This is a genomic window from Pseudomonas morbosilactucae (genome assembly GCF_023241715.1).
In the GTDB taxonomy this organism is placed as follows: domain Bacteria; phylum Pseudomonadota; class Gammaproteobacteria; order Pseudomonadales; family Pseudomonadaceae; genus Aquipseudomonas; species Aquipseudomonas morbosilactucae.
This window is the reverse complement of record NZ_JALQCW010000005.1, coordinates 18,322-40,071: the sequence shown is the minus strand read 5'-3', so window position 1 is coordinate 40,071 and position 21,750 is coordinate 18,322. Positions and strand designations below refer to the sequence as shown.

Here is a 21,750-nt window from a genome sequence, read left to right as displayed (position 1 = left end):
GCTGGCAAGCCAGCGCCTACAAGGGGGATATGGGTTTATTGGGGCTGGATGCGAAAGCCCAGGCGCGGGAAGTGCACGTGGACCTCGCCGGCACGCGGCTCCTGGCGACGCAGAATCAGCTCTTCCGTACCGGCGAACAACAACTCCCCTGCCACCGGATCGACGCCATAGTCGGTCGCCGCAATCACCACCTGCTGCCCTGCCTTGAAGCCATTGGGGTCGACCCACGACTCGTCCGGCAACGCCGCCGGCGTGGCGTTGCGGGCCACTTCCAGGGCCTCTTCCGAACTCATCTCGCTGGAGGCGCCGTGACCAAAACCCAGCACCCGGGCCAGCCAGGCCGAGACCGCCGGGTAAGCATCCACCAACGGCGCAGTCACCGGCGTGCCTTTGAGGAACCACAACGGGTGAGCCAGGGCAAAGTCGGCAATCGACGGTTCGCCGAAGAGGTAGTCGCCCTGCTCACGCTGCAACTGCAACTCCAGGCGCGCCATCAACGTCGGCCATTGATGCTGGGCCAGCTCCAGCGGCACCCGCGTCGCGCTGCCGCCACTGAACAGGCCAGCACGATCAGCCATAAAGGCCTTGAGGGCTTCGGGGGGCAATTTACCGAAACGCACCGCTGCCGACTCCGGCTGGAACACCAGGCTCACCGCGTGCTGGAACACCACCGAATCGATCCAGGCAGCAAAGGTGGCGACGATCATTTCCTGGCCTTCGGGGAACAGTGCCGGCGAGGCTTTTTCCTGCTCCAGGCGGCGGGCAATCAGGGCCGTGTCACAGTAGATATCGGCACCGACCTGCAGCACTGGGGTCTTGCGATAGCCACCGGTCAAGGCAGTCAGATCGGGTTTGGGCATCACCGGGGAAATCTTCACGGAACGCCAGGACAGGCCCTTGAAGCCCAGCAGCAGGCGGGCTTTTTCCGCAAAAGGAGACGTCGGGTAATGATGGAGAATCAACTCTGACATGCTGGGATCCGTCGCACGGGTAGGAGAGATTGAGCTTAGCGCGCAATGACTGAGCAGCCTACCGATCCGCCTGATGAACCCGTATCAGTCAGGGTGATAAGCCCGCCGCCGCAGCCGTCGCCACCAGGCATTCCTTGGCGCTCTTTTTAAGCCTCTTGATCAGGCGTTCCTGGCGCAAGGCTTCGCCCTTATCGCGGCAGGCTTCGGTGTACACCAGGGCCACCGCCGGGCTGGAGAGAAAAAAACGTGCCCCCTTGCCGCTCTGGTGCTTGGCAAACCGACGCTGGGGATCGTCGCTGATGCCGCAGTACAGTGAGCCATTGGCGGCCCGCACCAGGTACACAAACCAGGGTTTGTTCTGCACCGGTGCAGGAGGGCTTTCACTGTCTGGGGTGGGGTCGAGGCAGGTCACGGCAAAGGTCGAGAGCGGTGGATAACAAGCCGCGATCTTAACAGAGGCCGGGGCTCAGCGACTGGCCTGAAAGGCTTTAAGCCCCTTGCCAGCCTGAGCACGCACGGCGTTTTTAACCAACGGCGTCCAGCCCAGCAACAGGCCCTTGGTGCCGAGCGCCTGACGGGCCCAGCGCCACAGGTCGAAGTGGTCATGGTGCTCGCAGATCTTGCCGTCACGGAACACGAAACGCGCCTGGATATCGTTGACCACGGTGTTGCCGGTCTGACTGAACAGGTAGGTCGCTACCCAGTGAGCGCCGCCGGTGCGTTCGTCGGCACGCACGTTGTCGAAGGTCAGGGAAAAGTCTTTGGCACGGGTCGTCAGCATGCGCCACATATCGCCAGCATCACGGCCACGCAACTCACCGAACACCGGATCACTGAACAACACATCCTCGGTGTAGCAGGCACTCATGGCCTCGGCATCCAGCCGCTGGAACGCTTGGTAGAACTCAGTGATCAATGCGCTGTGGGCATCACTCATGGACAGGCTCCGAAACATCGAAAAGGTGCCTGCACGATAATCTGCAAAGCACCGCAACACTATCGGCATTTGCGGCGCAAATACCGACAGTGCGCCGCCTCAGATTTTTTCGCTTTGCACCTGCACGTAGAGGCTGCGCCCGGCACCGAGCCCTGCGACGATTGCCCCCACGCCCAACACCGCGAAAATCCAGCCAACCGCGTTCCAGCCCCCGGTCCAGTCATGCACCAGGCCCACTGCGAAAGGCCCCATGGACGCCAGGGTGTAGCCGAAGCCCTGGGCCATGCCCGACAGGTTGGCCGCCACATGGGTATCCCGCGAGCGCAGCACGATCAGGGTCAAGGCCAGGCTGAAGGTGCCACCCTGACCCAGGCCCAGCAGAATCGCCCAGCCCCACAGCCCTTCCAGCGGCGCATACAGGCAGCCGAACAGGCCGCCCAAGGTCATCAGCATCACCAGCACAATCGCCAGCCGTTGATCCTTGCCGCGGGTGGCCAGCCAGGGCGCACTCAGGGAACTGATCAGTTGCACGATCACCGAGCCCGAAAGCACCAGCCCGGCCTCGGTCGGGCTCAGGCCGCGACCGATCAGGATCGACGGCAACCAGCCAAAGACGATGTACGCCAGGGACGACTGCGTGCCCATGTACAAGGTCACTTGCCAAGCCAGGGGATCACGCAGCAAGCCACGCACTCGATAGGCCGCGTGGTGGGCACCCTGTTTGTGCCCGACCTGGGGCAACCAAAACAGCGCCGCCAGCAACGCCGGCAGCACCCAGAAGCCCAGGCCCATGGCCCAGCTATCACCGAAGTAATGACTCAGGGGCACGCTCGCCCCGGCCGCCATGGCCGCGCCCAGGCACAGGGCCATGGTGTAGACGCCGGTCATGGTGCCGGCTTGCTTGGCAAAGTCGCGCTTGACGATCCCCGGCAGCAACACGCCGATCACGCCGATGCTGGCGCCCCCCAAGAGGCTGCCGGCAAAGACCCCGAACTCGCCCAGGGAACTGCGCAAGACAATCCCCGCGGCTAAGGTCAGCAAAATCCCCAGGACCACCCGTTCGGCGCCAAAACGCCGAGCCAGTATGGGCGCCAGCGGTGCGAACAAGCCCAGGCACAGCACCGGCAACGTGGTCAGCAGGCCGGCCTTGGCCGCTGACAGCCCGAGGCTCTGGGACACCTCGCCAAGTAACGGTGACAGGCTCGAAAGCGCCGGACGCAGGTTCAAAGCCACCAGGATCAGGCCCAGCAGCAACAGCCAGCGACGGCTGATGGGCGGCGGGGTTTGCTGGGTTTGCTCGTCGTCTGCCTCGGCGTCGATCAACAACGCGTCGAGCTCGGGCGTGCGACGCACAGGGGCGGACGGGTCAGTGGCCGGGGGATTGGGCATGGGCTTCTCGGGTTCAGGGTTCATTGATCAGTTGCCGGGACAGCTGCTTGGCCCGCTCCGGGTCCTGCTGCTCAACGGCATCGAGCATGTGTCGGTGCAGGTCGAACACGGCCTGCCGGCGCGGGGTGACGTGCAGGGTCTGGCGCAATTGCGCCCCCACCACACTGGAAAAGTAGCGATACAACTGGCTCAGGGTCGGGTTGTGGGCGGCATCCACCAGGCGCTGGTGAAACAGCAGGTCGCACGCGATGTAGCGCTCCAGGTCCCCGTGAAAATGCTCACTGCTGATCGCCAGCGCGGCACGCAAGGCCAGCAGGTCTTCATCGGTACGGCGCTCTGCCGCCAGGCCCACGGCCTCCACTTCAAGGATGTGGCGGGTTTCCCGGGCCTGCTCCAGGGAGCACTGGGACAGGGCCTGGAGCATGTCCAGCGGATCGGCCACCCCACGCAGGTAACTGCCGTCGCCCTGGCGAATCTCGATCAGCCCGGAAAACGCCAGCACGCGCATGGCTTCACGCACGGTATTACGGCTGATGCCCAGTTCCGCCGCCAGTTCCGGCTCGGTGGGCAGCCGCTGCCCGACCTGCCAGGTGCCGTTATTGATGCGCAGGCGCAACTGCTCCAAGGCCTGATCGACCAGGGAACGCTTAATCAGTGGAGAAGCTTCTGTCATGTGATTTCGCCTTTTCATCCCATCATCGGATGAATTGGCCGACATGGTATTCAGCCCCTTCTGAGAGATCAACGATTTAGGCTGGAGGGGCGATCCACGGCGACTAATACCGTTGATAAAAAACCCTTTAAGGGTGGTTTCAATTCCACCAGAAGGTGTCTTATGGAAAAGACCACACCGCACCACGCCCTATCGGTCGTCAAGGCAGAGGTCATTCGGCTCGGTGCAAAAGCCTTCAGCGTCAGCGCCATGGATGGAGGGCGGCGACTGGATCTAAGCCTCAAGCAACTGTTGCGCATCATCGACAATCTGCAGAGGCACATGTTTTACAAATCAATGACCACCTACGCCGACCCTCGAGTCTGGCAAGACGTCTATCACGTCGAAACACTCGGCCGGGCGCTCTACATCAACGTGACTTACCGCCCCGGCGCTGGCGCCCCCGTGATTTCCTTCAAGGAGAAAACCCAGTGAACATCCAACAATGCATGAGCTGTGGCGCTCCGGAAGGCATGCTGCCATTCGTCGACCGCGACCTCAGCATCGACTTCAAGCACGTGACTCGCCTGGTGCCCAAGCTGACCGGCTGGGCATGCCAGGTTTGCGGCGAAATGGAGCTCGATGGCGACAGCGCCGAACGCTACGCCGCTGCCGGCGACCAGTTGCTGATCGACGTCCGCCAGCACATCGCCACCGACATAAAGCGCATCCGCCGCAAACTGCACCTCTCCCAGAAAGAGGCGGTCCGGTTGCTTTCCGGCGGCGGGCACAACGCCTTCTCGCGCTATGAGCGCGCTGACGTCAGCGTGCCCCAACCGCTGTACATGCTGATGCGCCTGCTGGATCGTCACCCGCACCTGATGCAAGACGTGCGTGCACTCAGCGAAGCCCAGTCGGCGCCCGCCACGCGCGCGGAGCCCCCAACGCCCCTGCGGGCCGCGGGCAACTGAAACCCCAGGCAAAAATAAACCCGGAACCAGTCCGGGTTTATCGTCAGTGCAAAGCCGGCATCAGGATCAATGCAGGATCTGGCTGAGGAACAGCTTGGTGCGTTCGTTCTGTGGGTTGTCGAAGAAGTCGTTCGGCGCGGCCTGTTCGACGATCTCGCCCTTATCCATGAAGATCACGCGGTTGGCCACGGTGCGCGCAAAACCCATTTCGTGGGTGACGCACAACATGGTCATGCCGTCTTCAGCCAAGCCGATCATGGTGTCCAGCACCTCTTTCACCATCTCCGGGTCGAGCGCCGAAGTCGGTTCGTCGAAGAGCATGATTTTCGGCTTCATGCACAAGGCACGGGCGATCGCCACACGCTGCTGCTGGCCACCGGAAAGCTGGCCCGGGAACTTGTTGGCCTGCTCCGGGATGCGCACGCGCTCCAAGTAGTGCATGGCAATTTCCTCAGCCTGGCGCTTGGGCATCTTGCGTACCCACATCGGCGCCAGGGTGCAGTTCTGCAGAATGGTCAGGTGCGGGAACAGGTTGAAGTGCTGGAACACCATGCCGACTTCACGGCGGATCGCTTCGATCTGCTTGAGGTCGTTGGTCAACTCCACACCGTCCACCACGATCCGGCCCTGCTGGTGTTCTTCCAGGCGGTTGAGGCAGCGGATGGTGGTGGATTTGCCGGAACCCGACGGCCCGCACAGGACGATACGTTCGCCCTGGGTGACGTTGAGGTTGATGTCTTTCAACACGTGGAACTGGCCGTACCACTTGTTCACGCCCTGCATCTGAATAATGCCTTCAGGGCCCACAGGCTTTTTGTTCGCTTCACTCATCACAAAACTCCTAAATTAGGCAGCGGCTCAGCGCTTGTGGCCTGTGTCCAACTTACGCTCCAGATGCATGGAGTAGCGGGACATACCAAAACAGAAAATCCAGAACACCAGGGCAGCGAAGACGTAGCCTTCGGTGGCCATGCCCAGCCATTTAGGGTCGGCGGCGGCTTGCTTGACGCTGTTGAGCAGGTCGAACAGGCCGATGATGATCACCAGGCTGGTGTCCTTGAACAGAGCGATAAAGGTGTTGACGATCCCCGGGATCACCAGCTTCAGGGCCTGCGGCAGAATCACCAGGCCCATGCTGCGCCAGTAGCCCAGGCCCATGGCCGCAGCGGCTTCGTACTGGCCTTTGGGGATGGCTTGCAGGCCGCCCCGCACCACTTCAGCCACGTAGGCCGACTGGAACAGGATCACCCCGATCAGGGCCCGTAACAGCTTGTCGAAGTTCATGCCTTCGGGCAGGAACAACGGCAGCATCACCGAGGACATGAACAGCACGGTAATCAGCGGTACGCCGCGCCAGAACTCGATGAAGGTCACGCAGACCACTCGAATCGCCGGCATGTTCGAACGTCGTCCCAGGGCCAATACGATCCCCAGCGGCAAGGCACCGGCGATGCCCACAGTGGCGATCACCAGGGTCAGCATCAGGCCGCCCCATTGGCTGGTCGCCACGGCGCTCAGGCCGAACACGCCGCCGTGCAGCAGGCACCAGGAAATGATCGGGTACAGCACCAGAAAGCTCAGCCCGTACACCGCTTTACGCGGGAAGCGCGAGATGAACAACGGCGCCACGCCAACCACCGCCAACCACACGGTCAGGTCCACGCGCCAGCGCATGTCCGCCGGGTAGTAGCCATACATGAACTGGCCGAAGCGCTGCTGGATGAACACCCAGCAGGCGCCCTCCTTGGTGCAGTCGGCGCGGGTGGTGCCGACCCAGTTGGCATCGATGATCGCCCACTGCAGGATTGGCGGGATCACCAGGTAAATCAGGTAGAACGCGAACAGGGTCAGCAGGGTGTTGATCCAGCTGGAGAACATGTTGGCGCGCATCCACGCCACCACGCCGATACTGCGGCTCGGTGGGGGCATGTCGGGTTTGAAAGTATGAGTCGTCATGGGCGCTTCCTCACCGCTCGATCAGCGCAATGCGCTTGTTGTACCAGTTCATCAGCAGGGAAATGCTGATACTGATCGCCAGGTACACGCTCATGGTGATGGCAATGACTTCAATGGCTTGACCGGTCTGGTTGAGCACCGTGCCGGCAAACAGCGAAACCATTTCCGGGTAACCGATACCGGCCGCCAGCGAGGAGTTCTTCGCCAGGTTCAGGTATTGGCTGGTCAGGGGCGGAATGATCACCCGCAGCGCCTGAGGAATGATCACCTTGCGCAGGGTCGGGCCGTTGCGCAGCCCCAGGGAGCGGGCGGCCTCGGTCTGGCCATGGCTCACCGACTTGATCCCGGAACGCACGATCTCGGCGATAAACGCCGCGGTGTAGACGGTCAGGGCCAGGGTCAGGGCCAACAGTTCAGGGATCAGCACCCAGCCGCCGACAAAGTTGAAGCCGGCCAGTTTCGGCAGTTCCCAGTGCAGCGGGGCACCGAAGATCAGGGCACACAGCGCCGGAATCACCAGGAACAGCGCCAGGCCGGTCCAGAACTTGTGAAACGGCACGCCGGTGGCTTCAAAACGCTTGTTGGCCCAGCGGCACATCAGGACGATGGCGACAATCGCCAACACGATGCTCACCACAAATGGCCAGAAGCCTTCAGCCGCCTGGGCCGCCGGCATATTCAAGCCACGGCTGCTGACAAAGAAGGTGTCGCCGAAGTTATGGCTGTTGCGCGGACCCGGCATGGTCAGGAACACCGCGAAGTACCAGAACAGAATCTGCAGCAGCGGCGGGATATTGCGGAAGACTTCCACATACACCGTGGCCAGCTTGCTGATGATCCAGTTCTGCGACAGCCGCGCCACACCGATGATGAACCCCAGAATGGTCGCCAGGATCACGCCGATAACGGTCACCAACAAGGTGTTGAGCAGCCCGATCACAAACACCCGCGCGTAGCTGTCCGCTTCGGTGTAGGCAATCAGGTGTTGAGCGATGCCGAAGCCGGCGCTGCGCTCAAGAAAATCGAAACCCGAGGTGATACCCCGGTGCTGGAGGTTGGTTTGAGTGTTGTTGAACAGAAACCAGCCCAGCGAGATCACCGCCACGATGGTGATGATCTGGAACAACCAGGCACGCACTCGTGGATCGCTGAGACTGAGCCTCTGCTTTGGTGCGCCGATAGAATTTTGCATGAAGTGCCCCAGGAATAATGGAACAGAACATCACCCGGCGGTTGGCCCGCCGGGTGATAGGACCATCAGCGCACAGGTGGTGCGTATTGGATGCCGCCGTTGTTCCACAGCGCATTCAGGCCGCGGTCGATGGCCAGTGGAGTGCTCTTGCCGAGGTTCTTCTCGAACACTTCACCGTAGTTACCCACTTGCTTGACGATCTGTACGACCCAGTCCTTCGGCAGTTTCAGATCCTTGCCGTATTCACCGTCAGCGCCCAGCAGACGAGCAACGTCCGGGTTCTTGGTGGACTTGGCTTCAGCTTCAACGTTCTTCGAGGTCACGCCCGCTTCTTCAGCGTTGAGCATGGCGAACAGGGTCCACTTGACGATGCTGAACCACTCTTCGTCGCCTTTACGCACCACTGGGCCCAGAGGCTCCTTGGAGATGGTTTCCGGCAGTACCACGTAGTCAGTCGGGGTCGCCAGCTTGCTGCGTTGTGCGTAGAGCTGGGATTTGTCGGAGGTCAGCACGTCGCAACGACCGGATTCCAGCGACTTGGCGCTTTCATCGGAGGTGTCGAAGGTGATCGGGGTGTATTTCAGACCGTTGCCACGGAAGTAGTCGGAAACGTTCAGCTCAGTGGTGGTGCCGGCTTGAATGCAGATGGTCGCGCCGTCCAGCTCTTTGGCACTTTTGACGCCCAGCTTATTGTTCACCAGGAAGCCGATGCCGTCGTAGTAAGTCACGCCGGCAAACACCAGGCCCATGCCCGAATCACGGGAGCTGGTCCAGGTGGTGTTACGCGACAGCACGTCGACTTCGCCCGACTGCAGCGCGGTGAAGCGCTCTTTGGCGTTCAACTGGCTGAACTTGACCTTGGTCGCGTCACCGAAAACAGCGGCGGCCACAGCGCGGCAGACGTCGGCGTCGATGCCGAGAATCTTGCCCGAGGCGTCCGGTACCGAGAAGCCCGGCAGACCATCGCTCACGCCACATTGCACAAAGCCTTTCTTCTGCACTGCATCCAGGGTCGCACCCGCCTGTGCGAAGCCGCTCATACCGAGTACCGCGGCTGCCGTCACGACTGCCAGGGTGGATTTCAACATCTTCATTCAAACCTCCAGTTTGCTCTTGTTGTGTCGGAGCTTGAGTCCTGCCGCACCCTTATGAGGCGCTGTTGACCCTAGTTGGCTTTTTTAGGGTCAAGCGGCGTAAGACCTTCGCTATGAGTCTAGTAGGAGAAATCCACGTAATGGCCTACCTACATCTCACCAATTGGCCGAACGGGCTGTAGCCCTTTCATGTTCGCAAAGCCCGTAGCGGCCATTGGCGAACGTCCATCACCAGATTCTTGCTATCCCACAGCCAGCGGTAGCCTGATAGTGTTACCGCCGTGGGGAAGTGCAATCACTTCGGTTTTCCCATAGCAAAGCCCGTACCACAGTTGTCGCTAAAGCGTTTCAGCCAACGGTCAATAGCAAAACTTTCAACCGTGCGACATCTTCTTCACTGATCAAACAGGCGCGCCCTTTAATCACGCACTCAATAGGCGCGCACGCACACAAATGGAGCGACCATGACCGAGCCCTTGATTCTTCAGCCCAGCAAGCCCGCAGACGCCTGTGTGATCTGGCTGCACGGCCTGGGAGCCGACAAATACGACTTCCTTCCGGTGGCCGAGGCGCTGCAGGAAAGTTTGCTCAGCACCCGCTTCGTGCTGCCCCAGGCGCCGACTCGCGCGGTCACGGTGAATGGCGGATATGCCATGCCCAGCTGGTACGACATTTTGGCCATGAGCCCGGCTCGCGCGATCAATCGCGAGCAGCTTGATGAATCGGCTGAAGGCCTGGTCAGATTGATCGAAGAACAACGCGCCAGCGGAATAGACGCTTCGCGCATTTTCCTCGCCGGTTTTTCCCAGGGTGGCGCAGTCGTCCTGCACACCGCCTTCCTGCAATGGCAAGGCCCGTTGGGTGGCGTACTTGCCCTGTCCACTTACGCACCGACCTTCAGTGACGAACTGCAACTTTCGGCCAGCCAACAGCGGATTCCGGTGCTGAGCCTGCACGGCCAGTACGACGAGGTGGTGCAGAACGCCATGGGACGCACCGCGTATGAGTACTTGAAGCAGCATGGTGTCACCGTGACATGGCAGGAATACCCAATGGGCCACGAGGTGTTACCCGAAGAAATCCGCGACATCAGTGCCTGGCTGAGCGAGCGCTTGCGCTAAAAGCGCAACTTGCCAGCGTCCCGCGTCCAACACACTACGCCGCGCCCGATTCTTGCATTACACTGCCCGGCGTACATTCCTTAACCAATTGATGAGATGACCGTGCTCAAAGCACTCAAGAAAATCTTCGGTAAAAGCGAGGCTGAGCAGCTCGCGCCAAGCACCAGCACCTCTTCCCACAGCCCCAGCAGCCGCACCGACGGCCCTCAGCCGGGTCAGGACGTGCCTGCTACCGCAGCCCAACAAGAGCCGGTGCACCCATCGCCCGCCGCGCCCCAAGCGCGCAGTGAAAAGCCCAAGCCCGAGCAGCCACGTCGCGAACGTGCGCCCAAGCCGGTGGTCATCCCCTGGAAGCTCGAAGACTTCGCGGTCGAGCCCCAGGAAGGCAAAACCCGTTTCCACGACTTCAAGCTCGCGCCGGAACTGATGCACGCGATCCAGGACCTGGGTTTCCCGTACTGCACGCCGATCCAGGCCCAAGTACTGGGCTTTACCCTGGCGGGCAAAGACGCCATCGGCCGCGCCCAGACCGGCACCGGCAAGACCGCCGCGTTCCTGATCTCGATCATCACCCAGCTGCTGCAAACCCCGCCGCCCAAAGAACGCTACATGGGCGAGCCCCGCGCGCTGATCATCGCGCCGACCCGGGAACTGGTGGTGCAGATCGCCAAGGACGCCGAGGCCCTGACCAAATACACCGGCCTCAACGTGATGACCTTCGTCGGCGGCATGGACTTCGATAAACAACTCAAGCACCTCGAAGCGCGCCACTGCGACATCCTGGTTGCCACTCCGGGCCGCCTGCTGGACTTCAACCAGCGCGGCGACGTGCACCTGGACATGGTCGAAGTGATGGTGCTCGACGAAGCCGACCGCATGCTCGACATGGGCTTTATCCCGCAAGTGCGTCAGATCATTCGCCAGACGCCGCCCAAGAGCGAACGTCAGACCCTGCTGTTCTCCGCCACCTTCACCGAAGACGTGATGAACCTGGCCAAGCAGTGGACCACCGACCCGTCCATCGTCGAGATCGAGTCCGAGAACGTCGCCAGCGAAAACGTCGAGCAGCATATTTATGCTGTGGCCGGCGCCGACAAGTACAAGCTGCTGTACAACCTGGTCACCGACAACGGCTGGGAACGGGTCATGGTCTTCGCCAACCGCAAGGACGAAGTGCGGCGCATCGAAGAACGCCTGGTACGCGATGGCGTGAACGCTGCCCAGCTGTCCGGCGACGTGCCGCAGCACAAGCGCATCAAGACCCTGGAAGGCTTCCGCGAAGGCAAGATCCGCGTGCTGGTGGCCACTGATGTGGCAGGCCGCGGCATCCACATCGACGGCATCAGCCATGTGATCAACTTCACCCTGCCTGAAGTGCCGGACGATTACGTACACCGTATCGGCCGTACCGGTCGTGCCGGGGCTGAAGGCGTTTCCATCAGTTTTGCCGGTGAAGACGACTCCTACCAGTTGCCGTCCATCGAAGCCCTGTTGGGTCGCAAGATCAGCTGCGAGACGCCGCCCACTGTGCTGCTGCGCCCCGTAGAGCGCAAACGCCCGTAACGGCCAACGCGCCCGACAAAAAACGCAGCCCTCGCCGGCTGCGTTTTTTTTCGCCTGGAGATTGCGATAGATATCTAAAAGTCCATAATGGAAAAATTAGTTTACTCACAACTTCAAGGGAACGCCGCATGTCCAGCACGCCTTATGTGATTGCCCAGCCTCAAGCCCAGGCGCTTCTGGCGCGCATCGACGTGCCGCAGATCCTGCGCAAGCTGTTCCGTGACCTGGCGGCCGGGCAGGCGGTGCAACCGGCCCAACAGTTGGTCGAGTTTCCCCAGGGCGGGGGCGACTTCATCAATTACCTGGGGGTGCTGGCCGAGGATCGGGTCTACGGGGTCAAGACCTCGCCCTACATCGTGCGCAACGAGGGGCCACTGGTCACCGCCTGGACCCTGCTGATGTCCATGGACAGCGGCCAGCCTCTGCTGCTCTGCGATGCCGGCGAACTGACCACGGCCCGCACCGCCGCGACCACGGCGGTGGCGGTCGACGCCCTGGCCAGGCAAGACGCCCGGCACCTGTGCATCATCGGCAGCGGCCCGGTGGCCCTGGCGCACCTGCATTACGTCAAAGGCCTGCGGCCGTGGCAGAGCATCCGCCTGTACTCCCCGAGCCTGGCCGCCAAAACCGCCGAGGAGCGCGCCCGTCTCAGCGCCCTGGACCCACGCCTGAGCCTGGCCGACAGCCGCGACGAGGCAGTGCAGGACGCAGATGTGATCATGCTCTGCACCTCTTCCGCCGCCCCGGTGCTGGACCCGCGAGAGCTGGCCAAGCCGGCGCTGATCACCTCCATCAGCACCAATGCGCCCCGTGCCCATGAAGTGCCGCCCCAATCCCTGGCAACCCTGCAGGTGTATTGTGATTACCGCCGCACGACCCCGGGCTCGGCCGGGGAGATGCTGATTGCCGGCGAACAACATGGCTGGGACCCACAGGCAATCATCGGCGACCTGCCGGAGCTGCTCAGCGGCCAGACGCCGGCAGCAGACCCTCAGCGTCATGTGTTCTTCCGCTCCATCGGCCTGGGCCTGGAAGACATCGCCCTGGCCAACGCCCTTTACCGTCTGCAACAGCACACCATCTTATAAAAACAGCCCTGTGAACGGCGCTCATGGCCACCGAGCGCCAAGCCCCCCGCGTCGCGGCACCACCCCTTGTTTCGGAGACTCGAATGACCCAGGCAGACTTCATCATCATTGGCGGCGGTATCGCCGGGGCCTCCACCGGTTACTGGCTGTCGCGCCACGGCCGGGTCATCGTGCTGGAGCGTGAATCCCACCCGGCCTATCACTCCACCGGTCGTTCCGCCGCGCTGTACACCGCCGCCTACGGCACCGCCCAGGTACGCGCCCTGACCCTGGCCAGCCGCGACTTCTTCGACGCCCCGCCCGAGGGGTTTTGCGAGCACCCGTTACTGACCCCACGGGGCGAGATGACCGTGGACTTCACCGGCGACCCAGACGAACTCAACCGGCAATACCTGAGCGCCAAGTCCTCGGTCCCGGAGATGCAGTTGCTCAGTGCCGACGAGGCCTGCGCACGCCTGCCGATCCTGCGCCGCGACAAAGTCCACGGCGCGCTCTACGACCCCAGTGCCAGCGACATCGACACCGATGCCCTGCACCAGGGCTACCTGCGGGGCATTCGCCGCAATCAGGGCCAGGTGCACACCGACTGTGAAGTCCAGGGTCTGCAGCGCGACGCCAAAGGCCAGTGGCACGTGAGCACCCAAGACGCGCACTTCAGCGCGCCCATCCTGATCAACGCCGCCGGCGCCTGGGCCGACCAGGTCGGTGTCCTCGCCGGTGCCCGGTCGCTGGGCCTGCAACCCAAGCGCCGCGCGGCGTTTATCTTCCCGGGCCCCGAAGGCCTGGACATTCACCACTGGCCGATGCTGGTGAGCCTCGACGAATCCTTCTATATGAAGCCTGACGCCGGCATGTTCCTCGGCTCACCGGCCAACGCCGACCCGGTCGAACCCCACGATGTGCAGCCCGAAGAACTGGACATCGCCATGGGCATCTACCAGATCGAGGAAGCCACCACCCTGACCATCCGCCGCCCGACCCGCACGTGGGCCGGCCTGCGCAGCTTTGTCAGTGATGGCGACTTGCTGTCCGGCTTCGACCCGTTGGTGCCCGGCCTGTTCTGGGTCGCGGCGCAAGGCGGCTATGGCATCCAGACCTCCCCGGCCATGGGCCAGGCCAGCGCCGCCCTGGTGCGTGGCGAAGCCCTGCCTGAAGCCCTGACCCGCTTCGACCTCAATGCCGCCATGCTCTCCCCTGCACGCCTGGGCTGAACCGCGCCTCAGGTGACGCGCCCACGCGATTGCGGCACACTCCCAGCGCCCTGCCTGACAGGGCGCTGACGCCGCTTGGAGCTTTCACCATGACATCCCCCACACAGGACCCGGCCCTGGACAATTTCCGCGCCATCGCCGACGCCATTGCCACCCTGTTCTTCCCCCATGCCGAAGTGGTGATCCACGACCTGCGCACGCAGAAGATCGACTACATCGCCAACAACATTTCCAAACGAGAAGTGGGCGACGACGCAGCGCTGGAAGACATGCTGAGCGAGGACGTCAGCGAACGTAATATCGGGCCTTACGAAAAGCTCAACTGGGATGGTCAGAAAATTCGCAGCCTGAGCAGCGTGCTGCGCGACAGCCAAGGCCAACCGCTGGCGGTGCTGTGCATCAACCTGAATATTTCCCTGTTCGAGAACGCCAAGGCCGCCCTGGACCTGTTTCTGTCCCCGAGCAAACTGATCCCGCAGCCGGATTCTTTATTCCGCGATGACTGGCAAGAGCGAATCAACATCTTCCTGCACAACTGGCTGCGCGAGCGCCAGCTAGGCCTGAACCTGCTGAACCGCGACCATAAGCGCGAGCTGGTGCTGGCCCTGCATGCCGAAGGCGCCTTCAAGGGCAAAAGCGCCTCCAACTATGTGGCCAACGTGCTGAACATGGGGCGGGCGACGGTGTACAAGCACCTCAAGGAGCTCAAGAGCTGAGCCCGCCTCTGTAGAGGATCGCCGACAGGCGCTGGGATCAATCGCCGTAAATGTCCGACTTGAAGTACTTGGCCTGGATCTTCTGGTATTCGCCATTGGCACGAATCCCGTCGATGGCCTGGTTCAGCTCCCCTAGCAGTTCCTTGTTGCCTTTGCGCACGGCAATCCCAGCGCCTTCGCCGACGTATTTCGGATCTTTCAACTCTGGCCCGACAAAGGCATAACCCGCTCCGCGTGGCATGGATAGAAAGTCCTCCAGCGGAATGGTGTCGGCGAAGATCGCGTCCAGGCGAGCGGACGTCAGGTCCATGTAAATCTCTTCGTTGTTGCTGTAGCGCACCACCTTGATGCCCTTGGGTTCGAGGACTTCAGTGGCATAACGGTCGGTGGTGGTGGCGCGCTGTACACCAATGGTCTTGCCCTTGAGGCTGGCGTACTGGTCATCCACCACCGCGCCCTGCTTCATCACCAGGCGCGACGAGGTGAAGTAGTACTTGTGAGTGAAATCCACGGATTTCTTGCGCTCTTCGGTGATGGTCATCGACGACAGCGCGGCATCGATTTTTTTCACCTTCAACGACGGAATCAGCCCGTCGAACTCGCCTTCGATCCACTCGCACTTGACCTGCATCTGCGCGCACAAGGCATTGCCGATGTCGTAGTCAAAGCCGCTGATCTTGCCCTCGGACGTCTTGAACGCAAACGGTGGGTAGGCGGCTTCAATGCCGATGCGCAGGGTTTTCTCAGCGGCGAACACGCTGCTGCAGGCCAACAAGCTGAAGGCCAGGCCAGTGATCAGGGGAAGCTTCTTCATGGGGTTTCTCGCTGGAGTTGTTGGTTTGGCAAGACAGAAGAAAAAGTAAACGCACAGCCATATTTTGTACTTGTAATTCCATATTGGACTTTTGTGTATTTTACGTCAATGCGACACGCACACTGGATTCGCGCTAAGGCTTGCGCACAGGGATTGCGTACGTGAGGAAAGGAAAATAAGGACCAGGAAGCATAATCGCCGGAATGCCGGCGATTAGCGGTGGCTCAGGGGCAAGCTCAGGCTTTCCAGCGGTCGGCGGCCGCGTGATCGCTGTCGCGTCCTTCCACCCAGCGCGGGCCGTCGCTGGTCTGCTCTTTTTTCCAGAAGGGAGCGCGGGTCTTCAGGTAGTCCATGACAAAGGCGCAAGCGTCGAAGGCCGCCTGGCGGTGGGCGCTGGCGGCGCCGACAAACACAATGGGTTCGCCCGGCTCCAATGCCCCGACGCGGTGCAACACTTCGAGCTTGAGCAGCGGCCAGCGTTGCTGCGCCTCGTCGGCGATCTTGCCCAAGGCCTTTTCGGTCATGCCCGGGTAATGCTCGAGAAACATGCCCGCCACATCGCGCCCGTCATTGAAGTCGCGCACATAGCCGACAAAGCTCACCACCGCCCCCACGCCCACATCGGCGGCGTGCATGGCGTTGACTTCCGCGCCAGGATCAAAGGCTCCGGCCTGCACCCGAATCGCCATCTCAGCCCCCGGTCACAGTGGGGAAAAACGCCACTTCGTCGCCGTCCGCCAAGGGCTCGTCCAATGGGCAGAGGTCTTCGTTGCGGGCACACATCAGGTTCTGCTCATTGAGCACCTGGGCCCCGTGTGCCTGGACCAGGTGCGCACGCAGCGCCTCGACGCTGGCGAACTCCCCTTCCACTTGCAGCCCGTCGGTGCCCAGCGTTTCACGGTAACGGGCGAAGTACTTGACGTTGATCTTCATGCCTCACCTGCCTGGTAATGGCCGCTCTTGCCGCCGAGCTTCTCCAGCAGGCGCACGCTTTCGATGGTCATGCCCCGGTCTACCGCCTTGCACATGTCATAAATCGTCAGCGCGGCGACGCTGGCGGCGGTCAAGGCCTCCATCTCTACCCCGGTCTGCCCGGACAGCTTGCAGCGTGCCTGAATGCGCACCGCGTCCGTCCCTTCGGCACTCAACTCGACCTTGACGCTGGTGAGCATCAACGGATGGCACAACGGAATCAGGTCGCTGGTTTTCTTTGCCGCCTGGATCCCGGCAATCCGCGCCACGGCGAACACATCGCCTTTCGGGTGGCCGCCACTGACGATCATTTGCAGGGTTTCGGGGCGCATGCGCACCCGGGCTTCAGCCACCGCCTCACGGAACGTCACGGCTTTATCGGTGACGTCGACCATATTGGCGCGGCCTTGGGAATCGAGATGGGTCAGCACGGGGTTACTCCTGATCAGGAACCCGGATTGTAAACCTGCGGGTCAATTTCTCGCACTGTTGATTGACGGGCCGATCAGCCCGGCGAATACCGCGCATCAGAACAACGAATTGGCCGCCACGCGCGCCGCCACGTACAAAACAACGCCCTACAGGAGAAGCCCTTATGACGCTGTTTATCCCGATACTTCTCAGCTTGCTGGCCGGGTTTGCCGTGCCCCTGCAAGCCGGTACCAATGCCCGGCTGGGCCAGTTACTCGGCCACCCGCTCTGGGCCACCGGGGTCTCGCTGCTGATCAGCCTGCTGGCCCTGGCGCTGATCCTGATCTTTATCAAGGTGCCGCGCCCCAACCTGGTCGCCGCCCTGCAAAACGGCCCCTGGTGGATCTGGATGGGCGGCATCGCCGGGGTCTTCTACATCACTACCGCGCTGCTCATCGCCCCGCGCCTGGGGGCCCTGAACTTCATCATGGCGGTGATCGTCGGCCAACTGGCGATCTCCCTGATCATCGATCGCTTCGGTCTGGTGGGCCTGCCCCAGCGTGAGGTCAGCCTGAAGAAACTCGTGGGGGTGGCGATCGTGATCGTCGGTTTTCTCATCACTACCCGGGCTTAAGCGGGGTCCTGGGCAATCACCTGCCGCACTTGCTCGCGCAGCCAGGCATGGGCCGGGTCATCGTCAAAGCGTTGATGCCAGATCTGCACAAAGGGAAAAGGCGGAATCGCCAAGGGCGGGTTCAACTGGATCAACTGTGGATTGAGCAAGACCTCATCCAGGGTCCGGGTGGCCACGGTGAGGATCAGGTCCGTGCCGTGGATCATCCCCGGTGCGGTTCCCCAATGGGGCACGCTGACCGCGATATGCCGCTGCAACCCCAGGCCACGCAGGGCGGTATCCACTTCACCCTGGGCGCTGCCGTCCATCGACACCAGCAGATGGGGGCGTGCCAGGTAGCCCGGCAAGTCGAGTACGCCGTGGTCGGCCAAGGTGCTGCGGTCCAGCAGGCAGGAAAAGGTTTCCTCGAACAACACTTCACTGACGATCTGCGCCGCGACACTCGGAAACACCCCCAGGGCCAGGTCGATCTTGCCTTGGGCGACCTGCTCAAGCATGCCGTGGCGGCTGCCCTGGGTGACCACCAGCCGGGTATTGGGCGCCTGCTCGCGCAAGCGCACCAGCAGCCTGGGCAGCACAATGGCCGCACCGTAGTCGGACATCGCCAAGTGGAACACCCGCTGAGAGCTGGCGGGGTCGAAATCCAGGGACTTGCCGAGCAGGCCTTCGATCTGGCTGAGGATCTCCCGCAACGGCGCCTGGAGGTTCTGCGCCTGAACACTGAGCACCACTTCACTGCCCTGGCGGATCAGGATCGGGTCGTCCAGCAACGCACGCAACTTCCCCAGGGAGTGGCTGATGGCCGGCTGGCTCAGGTGCAGGCGCTCACCGGTGCGGGTCACGTGCTTCTCGGTCAGCAGGGCATCGAGCACCACCAGCAAATTCAGGTCGATATTGCGCAGGGAGACGGTGGCCATCCGGTTCTTTTCCAACGGGGACGCTCAACGGCGGGCCCGCAGAATAACCCAGCCCGCTACCCGGAACGCAAAACGGGCGACCCGAAGGCCGCCCGTAGAGGTGAAGGTTAAGGGGTTACAGGTGGCTTTCGGCGTATTCCGCCAGGATCGAACGGGGCACCCCTTGCAGGGTGATGTGTACACCGTTGGGGAAGTCCTTGAAGCGCTCGGTGAGGTAGGTCAGCCCGGAACTGGTGGCCGACAGGTAAGGGGTATCGATCTGCGCCAGGTTGCCCAGGCACACCACTTTCGAACCGGCGCCGGCACGGGTGATGATGGTTTTCATCTGGTGCGGGGTCAGGTTCTGGCATTCATCGATCAGAATCAGGCTCTGCTGGAAGCTGCGACCGCGGATGTAGTTCAGGGATTTGAACTGCAACGGCACCTTGCTGAGGATATAGTCGACGCTGCCATGGGTGTTCTCGTCATCCATATGCAGGGCTTCGAGGTTGTCAGTGATGGCGCCGAGCCACGGCTCCATTTTTTCCGCTTCGGTGCCCGGCAGGAAGCCGATCTCCTGGTCCAGCCCCTGCACGCTGCGGGTGGCGATGATGCGCCGGTAGCGCTTGCTGACCATGGTCTGCTCGATGGCAGCCGCCAGGGCCAGGATGGTTTTACCCGAACCGGCAGCGCCGGACAGGTTGACCAGGTGAATGTCCGGGTCCAGCAAGGCATAGAGCGCCAGGCCCTGATAAATGTCGCGCGGTTTCAGGCCCCAGGCTTCCTGGTGCAACAGGGGTTCCTGATGCAGGTCGAGGATCAGCAGCACGTCGGCGCGGATCTCTTTGATCCAGCCGACAAAGCCCTGTTCATCGATGATGAATTCGTTGATGTGCACTGCGGGCAGGTTGTCCGTCAGTTGCACCTGGTGCCAGGTGCGGCCGTGGTCCTGACGGGTTTCCACCTTGCTCACCCGGTCCCAGAAAGAGCCGGTCATGTTGTGAAAACCATTGGGCAGCAGCGACACGTCGTCGACCAGTTGGTCGGTGCTGTAGTCCTCGGCCGCGATCCCGCAGGCGCGTGCCTTGAGGCGCATGTTGATGTCTTTGGTCACCAGCACCACACGCAGTGCCTTGTCGCGCGCGTGCAGGTCGATCAACTGGTTGATGATGATGTTGTCGTTGAGGTTTTCCGGCAGCAGGCTGTTGGGCTCGGCGCGCTTGGTCATCAGGATCGACAACAGGCCTTTGGGGCCGCTCTTGCCGCGCTGGATCGGCACACCCAGTTCCACATCCTCGGGCGACGCCTCACCGAGGGTCTTGTCAATCAGGCGGATGGCCTGGCGGCACTCCGCGGCAACGCTGTGATGGCCACTCTTGAGCTTGTCGAGTTCCTCCAGGACGATCATCGGGATCGCGACGTGGTGTTCTTCGAAGTTCAGCAACGCGTTTGGATCGTGAATCAATACATTGGTATCGAGTACATAAAGGATTGGCTGGTTGGAAGAAGGGCTGCGTCCGTGATCATCCATACTCGGTCACCTTATGTGGGAGCCAGTCGACGCAGCACCAGACGGCACTGCGCCTCGAATTGACCGCCTGAAATCGATTGCCGGGGTTCAGGCAGGCCGCACACAAAAGGAGTCTTGGGAGACGCCACCTGTGTTGCAGGTTTCGGCGGTCTGACTTCTTGATACTCCAAAAACCGTGACAGGAAAAAGCACTTTGACGCTTTTTTGATGTTTATTTTTCAGAGTGACGAAAAGCCCTTGGCGAGCTGCCACAGCGCCGTTAAAGTCGGAAGTCCGCCTGCAGCGAATTCTTCGCAAAAATCAGCCGTTTCTGAGGTCATCGCCAGTATTTACGGGCTTTTCGACTCACCGAAACCCATCCTGGCAATCTTCCCAACCGATCCCGCTTTGCGCGGTTTGCGTCAGCAACCAGGGCAAGGTGCGCTTCACGCCGTCCTGCTTGGCATTGAAACTGATCACCCCGTGACGCCATAACAGCATCAGCGTGAGTACCCGCTGGCCACTGTCTTCAGCCTTGAGCTTGCCGGCGCCGTCCTGGGCGTCGATGTTCCACAACGCCACTTGCATGCCCTGGGCATTGAAGAACGCCTGGGCATCGCCCCGACGCTGCCCATAAGGCGGGCGAAACAGCGGCACGTAGTTTTCCGGCAGCTTGCTTTTCACCAGGTCGGCGCTGCGCTGCACCGAATACTGCCAATCCTGCCAATGGCTGTGGGAGCGATACTCCCAGCCCTGCACGCCCACGCACTGCCGGGAATACAGGGATTGCAGGCTGGCCACCGAGGCCTGGTTCAAGCGGTTCTGAATATCGTTGCCGAGGACGAAAAACACCCCACTGAGGTTGGACTTGCGCAGGTACTCGGTGAGCCACGGGGTGTTGTCCGGCGCCAGGTTGGCGGCGCTGTCAAAGGTCAGCAGGAACAACCGATCGTTGAGTTCGTCGCCATTGCGCTCGTGATCGCCGAAGAGCGCCACTTCGCTGCTGGTCTGGGGAAACAGCGCGGCCTTGCGCATCAATTCGTCCAGGTACTGCTCGTGGAAATTGCGGCTCGGCTCGGCCCAGCGAATGTAGAAGGACTCGTCGTCCAGGTGAAACTTGCCGGCTTGCTCGCGCAAGGTGGCCATGTCTTCCACCAGGAAGCAGAACGAGGCGTCCTGGTCACAGCTTTGCTGGGCCTGTTCGTAGTTGCTCAACAAGCGCTGCCAGAGACGCTCACGCAAGGCCTCGATGGCCTCCATGTTGATCACCCGCAAACCCAGGCGCTGCTTCAGCGACGCTTCGTCCCAGGCCTCGCTGACCAGCAAGGCGCGGGCGAAGGTGAGGATCTCGGCCCGCGAAGCGACGTCGAACAGGGTCGGCGTGGTGAGCTGTTCCGGCCAGGTGCTGCGGTCCAGGGTCGCCACATCATTGGGCGCCGCCAACGCACTGAAGCTCAATAGCCAGGCCGAGAAGATAAACGCGATACGCAAAAGGGATGCCTCCAGAACAAAACCCGCGCGGCACTATAGCTGATTAGCACCAGGCATCAGGGCCCTTCGCGGGCAAGCCGGCTCCTAAAGGGCCGTGGAGCCGGCTTGCCGGCGAACCGCGATCAGCGGTCATGACTATCGCCATCATAGGTGGAGTCCGA

24 protein-coding genes are annotated in these 21,750 nt (G+C 61.8%); 8 read left to right on the top strand and 16 right to left on the bottom strand.

The features are described from left to right. Positions 1-35: 35 nt before the first annotated feature. The 5 genes from M1B34_RS02725 to M1B34_RS02705 form a co-directional block, all read right to left on the bottom strand. Positions 36-971, bottom strand: coding sequence for a glutathione S-transferase family protein (locus tag M1B34_RS02725; protein ID WP_268264397.1), 936 nt, complete (start codon positions 969-971; stop codon positions 36-38). Positions 972-1,059: 88 nt separating this feature from the next. Beyond that, positions 1,060-1,383 (bottom strand): GIY-YIG nuclease family protein, encoded by a 324-nt coding sequence (locus tag M1B34_RS02720; RefSeq protein WP_268264396.1) that lies wholly within the window; start codon positions 1,381-1,383, stop codon positions 1,060-1,062. A gap of 54 nt (positions 1,384-1,437) precedes the next feature. Continuing rightward, positions 1,438-1,908, bottom strand: a complete 471-nt coding sequence (locus M1B34_RS02715; protein ID WP_123337514.1) for a nuclear transport factor 2 family protein — start codon at positions 1,906-1,908, stop codon at positions 1,438-1,440. A 99-nt stretch (positions 1,909-2,007) separates the two neighbouring features. Beyond that, a complete protein-coding gene (locus M1B34_RS02710; protein ID WP_425273489.1) occupies positions 2,008-3,321 on the bottom strand; it encodes a CynX/NimT family MFS transporter in 1,314 nt (437 codons plus the stop codon). Further along, the gene (locus M1B34_RS02705; RefSeq protein ID WP_268264394.1) at positions 3,311-3,970 is read right to left on the bottom strand and encodes a FadR/GntR family transcriptional regulator; all 660 of its coding nucleotides are present in this window, start codon (positions 3,968-3,970) and stop codon (positions 3,311-3,313) included. Before M1B34_RS02705 ends, M1B34_RS02710 begins: the two co-directional genes overlap by 11 nt. A 162-nt stretch (positions 3,971-4,132) precedes the next feature. Between M1B34_RS02705 and M1B34_RS02700 the strand changes: the two genes are divergently transcribed. Both M1B34_RS02700 and M1B34_RS02695 read left to right on the top strand, forming a co-directional pair. After that, entirely contained in the window at positions 4,133-4,444 is a 312-nt protein-coding gene (locus M1B34_RS02700; protein WP_268264393.1) for a type II toxin-antitoxin system MqsR family toxin, read from the top strand. Beyond that, positions 4,441-4,920: a type II toxin-antitoxin system MqsA family antitoxin gene (locus M1B34_RS02695; protein ID WP_268264392.1), complete on the top strand. Its 480-nt coding sequence runs from the start codon at positions 4,441-4,443 to the stop codon at positions 4,918-4,920. Before M1B34_RS02700 ends, M1B34_RS02695 begins: the two co-directional genes overlap by 4 nt. 66 nt (positions 4,921-4,986) lie before the next feature. Here M1B34_RS02695 and M1B34_RS02690 read toward each other — a convergent pair whose 3' ends face one another. From M1B34_RS02690 to M1B34_RS02675, 4 genes are all read right to left on the bottom strand, one after another. Further along, positions 4,987-5,751, bottom strand: a complete 765-nt coding sequence (locus M1B34_RS02690; protein WP_268264391.1) for an amino acid ABC transporter ATP-binding protein — start codon at positions 5,749-5,751, stop codon at positions 4,987-4,989. A 27-nt stretch (positions 5,752-5,778) separates the two neighbouring features. Further along, a complete protein-coding gene (locus M1B34_RS02685) occupies positions 5,779-6,876 on the bottom strand; it encodes an amino acid ABC transporter permease (protein ID WP_123336923.1) in 1,098 nt (365 codons plus the stop codon). Between the two features lie 10 nt (positions 6,877-6,886). After that, positions 6,887-8,068: an amino acid ABC transporter permease gene (locus M1B34_RS02680; protein WP_268263462.1), complete on the bottom strand. Its 1,182-nt coding sequence runs from the start codon at positions 8,066-8,068 to the stop codon at positions 6,887-6,889. A gap of 65 nt (positions 8,069-8,133) precedes the next feature. Further along, complete coding sequence (locus tag M1B34_RS02675) at positions 8,134-9,162, bottom strand: amino acid ABC transporter substrate-binding protein (RefSeq protein ID WP_123336927.1); 1,029 nt, start codon at positions 9,160-9,162, stop codon at positions 8,134-8,136. 464 nt (positions 9,163-9,626) lie between these two features. Here M1B34_RS02675 and M1B34_RS02670 point away from each other — a divergent pair, with 464 nt between their 5' ends. The 5 genes from M1B34_RS02670 to M1B34_RS02650 all read left to right on the top strand — a co-directional run bounded on the left by M1B34_RS02670 (position 9,627) and on the right by M1B34_RS02650 (position 14,861). Continuing rightward, positions 9,627-10,283, top strand: coding sequence for an alpha/beta hydrolase (locus M1B34_RS02670; protein ID WP_123336929.1), 657 nt, complete (start codon positions 9,627-9,629; stop codon positions 10,281-10,283). A 96-nt stretch (positions 10,284-10,379) separates the two neighbouring features. Continuing rightward, on the top strand, positions 10,380-11,846 hold the full coding sequence (rhlB, locus tag M1B34_RS02665; RefSeq protein WP_268264390.1) for an ATP-dependent RNA helicase RhlB: 1,467 nt from the start codon (positions 10,380-10,382) through the stop codon (positions 11,844-11,846). 128 nt (positions 11,847-11,974) lie between these two features. Next, on the top strand, positions 11,975-12,934 hold the full coding sequence (locus tag M1B34_RS02660; RefSeq protein ID WP_268264389.1) for an ornithine cyclodeaminase family protein: 960 nt from the start codon (positions 11,975-11,977) through the stop codon (positions 12,932-12,934). A gap of 83 nt (positions 12,935-13,017) precedes the next feature. Continuing rightward, positions 13,018-14,145, top strand: a complete 1,128-nt coding sequence (locus M1B34_RS02655; RefSeq protein ID WP_268264388.1) for an NAD(P)/FAD-dependent oxidoreductase — start codon at positions 13,018-13,020, stop codon at positions 14,143-14,145. An 89-nt stretch (positions 14,146-14,234) separates the two neighbouring features. Then, complete coding sequence (locus M1B34_RS02650; protein ID WP_268263459.1) at positions 14,235-14,861, top strand: helix-turn-helix transcriptional regulator; 627 nt, start codon at positions 14,235-14,237, stop codon at positions 14,859-14,861. A 37-nt stretch (positions 14,862-14,898) separates the two neighbouring features. Here M1B34_RS02650 and M1B34_RS02645 read toward each other — a convergent pair whose 3' ends face one another. The 4 genes from M1B34_RS02645 to moaC form a co-directional block, all read right to left on the bottom strand. Then, the gene (locus tag M1B34_RS02645) at positions 14,899-15,675 is read right to left on the bottom strand and encodes an ABC transporter substrate-binding protein (protein ID WP_268264387.1); all 777 of its coding nucleotides are present in this window, start codon (positions 15,673-15,675) and stop codon (positions 14,899-14,901) included. Positions 15,676-15,911: 236 nt separating this feature from the next. Next, complete coding sequence (gene moaE / locus M1B34_RS02640; RefSeq protein ID WP_123336941.1) at positions 15,912-16,364, bottom strand: molybdopterin synthase catalytic subunit MoaE; 453 nt, start codon at positions 16,362-16,364, stop codon at positions 15,912-15,914. 1 nt (position 16,365) lies between these two features. Beyond that, a complete protein-coding gene (locus tag M1B34_RS02635; protein WP_268263457.1) occupies positions 16,366-16,608 on the bottom strand; it encodes a MoaD/ThiS family protein in 243 nt (80 codons plus the stop codon). Then, on the bottom strand, positions 16,605-17,078 hold the full coding sequence (gene moaC, locus M1B34_RS02630) for a cyclic pyranopterin monophosphate synthase MoaC (RefSeq protein ID WP_268264386.1): 474 nt from the start codon (positions 17,076-17,078) through the stop codon (positions 16,605-16,607). The genes M1B34_RS02635 and moaC overlap by 4 nt, the downstream gene beginning before the upstream one ends. A 164-nt stretch (positions 17,079-17,242) precedes the next feature. Here moaC and M1B34_RS02625 point away from each other — a divergent pair, with 164 nt between their 5' ends. Next, a complete protein-coding gene (locus M1B34_RS02625) occupies positions 17,243-17,692 on the top strand; it encodes a DMT family transporter (protein WP_268263455.1) in 450 nt (149 codons plus the stop codon). Here the strand turns inward: M1B34_RS02625 and M1B34_RS02620 are convergent. The 3 genes from M1B34_RS02620 to M1B34_RS02610 form a co-directional block, all read right to left on the bottom strand. Continuing rightward, the gene (locus M1B34_RS02620; protein ID WP_268264385.1) at positions 17,689-18,609 is read right to left on the bottom strand and encodes a LysR family transcriptional regulator; all 921 of its coding nucleotides are present in this window, start codon (positions 18,607-18,609) and stop codon (positions 17,689-17,691) included. The genes M1B34_RS02625 and M1B34_RS02620 overlap by 4 nt on opposite strands. Positions 18,610-18,724: 115 nt before the next feature. Further along, positions 18,725-20,119 (bottom strand): PhoH family protein, encoded by a 1,395-nt coding sequence (locus M1B34_RS02615; protein ID WP_123336951.1) that lies wholly within the window; start codon positions 20,117-20,119, stop codon positions 18,725-18,727. A 345-nt stretch (positions 20,120-20,464) separates the two neighbouring features. Continuing rightward, positions 20,465-21,589, bottom strand: coding sequence for a polysaccharide deacetylase family protein (locus tag M1B34_RS02610; RefSeq protein WP_268263453.1), 1,125 nt, complete (start codon positions 21,587-21,589; stop codon positions 20,465-20,467). Positions 21,590-21,750 lie beyond the last annotated feature (161 nt).

Excerpts from the sequence above, each read along its gene's own strand:
- M1B34_RS02625 (WP_268263455.1), top strand. The coding sequence starts at position 17,243 with ATGACGCTGTTTATCCCGATACTTCTCAGCTTGCTGGCCGGGTTTGCC.
- M1B34_RS02650 (WP_268263459.1), top strand. The coding sequence starts at position 14,235 with ATGACATCCCCCACACAGGACCCGGCCCTGGACAATTTCCGCGCCATC.
- M1B34_RS02685 (WP_123336923.1), bottom strand. The coding sequence starts at position 6,876 with ATGACGACTCATACTTTCAAACCCGACATGCCCCCACCGAGCCGCAGT.
- M1B34_RS02655 (WP_268264388.1), top strand. The coding sequence starts at position 13,018 with ATGACCCAGGCAGACTTCATCATCATTGGCGGCGGTATCGCCGGGGCC.
- rhlB (WP_268264390.1), top strand. The coding sequence starts at position 10,380 with ATGACCGTGCTCAAAGCACTCAAGAAAATCTTCGGTAAAAGCGAGGCT.
- M1B34_RS02675 (WP_123336927.1), bottom strand. The coding sequence starts at position 9,162 with ATGAAGATGTTGAAATCCACCCTGGCAGTCGTGACGGCAGCCGCGGTA.
- M1B34_RS02645 (WP_268264387.1), bottom strand. The coding sequence starts at position 15,675 with ATGAAGAAGCTTCCCCTGATCACTGGCCTGGCCTTCAGCTTGTTGGCC.
- M1B34_RS02620 (WP_268264385.1), bottom strand. The coding sequence starts at position 18,609 with ATGGCCACCGTCTCCCTGCGCAATATCGACCTGAATTTGCTGGTGGTG.
- M1B34_RS02710 (WP_425273489.1), bottom strand. The coding sequence starts at position 3,321 with ATGAACCCTGAACCCGAGAAGCCCATGCCCAATCCCCCGGCCACTGAC.
- M1B34_RS02705 (WP_268264394.1), bottom strand. The coding sequence starts at position 3,970 with ATGACAGAAGCTTCTCCACTGATTAAGCGTTCCCTGGTCGATCAGGCC.
- M1B34_RS02690 (WP_268264391.1), bottom strand. The coding sequence starts at position 5,751 with ATGAGTGAAGCGAACAAAAAGCCTGTGGGCCCTGAAGGCATTATTCAG.
- M1B34_RS02715 (WP_123337514.1), bottom strand. The coding sequence starts at position 1,908 with ATGAGTGATGCCCACAGCGCATTGATCACTGAGTTCTACCAAGCGTTC.
- M1B34_RS02660 (WP_268264389.1), top strand. The coding sequence starts at position 11,975 with ATGTCCAGCACGCCTTATGTGATTGCCCAGCCTCAAGCCCAGGCGCTT.
- M1B34_RS02680 (WP_268263462.1), bottom strand. The coding sequence starts at position 8,068 with ATGCAAAATTCTATCGGCGCACCAAAGCAGAGGCTCAGTCTCAGCGAT.
- M1B34_RS02615 (WP_123336951.1), bottom strand. The coding sequence starts at position 20,119 with ATGGATGATCACGGACGCAGCCCTTCTTCCAACCAGCCAATCCTTTAT.
- M1B34_RS02670 (WP_123336929.1), top strand. The coding sequence starts at position 9,627 with ATGACCGAGCCCTTGATTCTTCAGCCCAGCAAGCCCGCAGACGCCTGT.
- M1B34_RS02725 (WP_268264397.1), bottom strand. The coding sequence starts at position 971 with ATGTCAGAGTTGATTCTCCATCATTACCCGACGTCTCCTTTTGCGGAA.
- moaE (WP_123336941.1), bottom strand. The coding sequence starts at position 16,364 with ATGGCGATTCGGGTGCAGGCCGGAGCCTTTGATCCTGGCGCGGAAGTC.
- M1B34_RS02635 (WP_268263457.1), bottom strand. The coding sequence starts at position 16,608 with ATGAAGATCAACGTCAAGTACTTCGCCCGTTACCGTGAAACGCTGGGC.
- M1B34_RS02700 (WP_268264393.1), top strand. The coding sequence starts at position 4,133 with ATGGAAAAGACCACACCGCACCACGCCCTATCGGTCGTCAAGGCAGAG.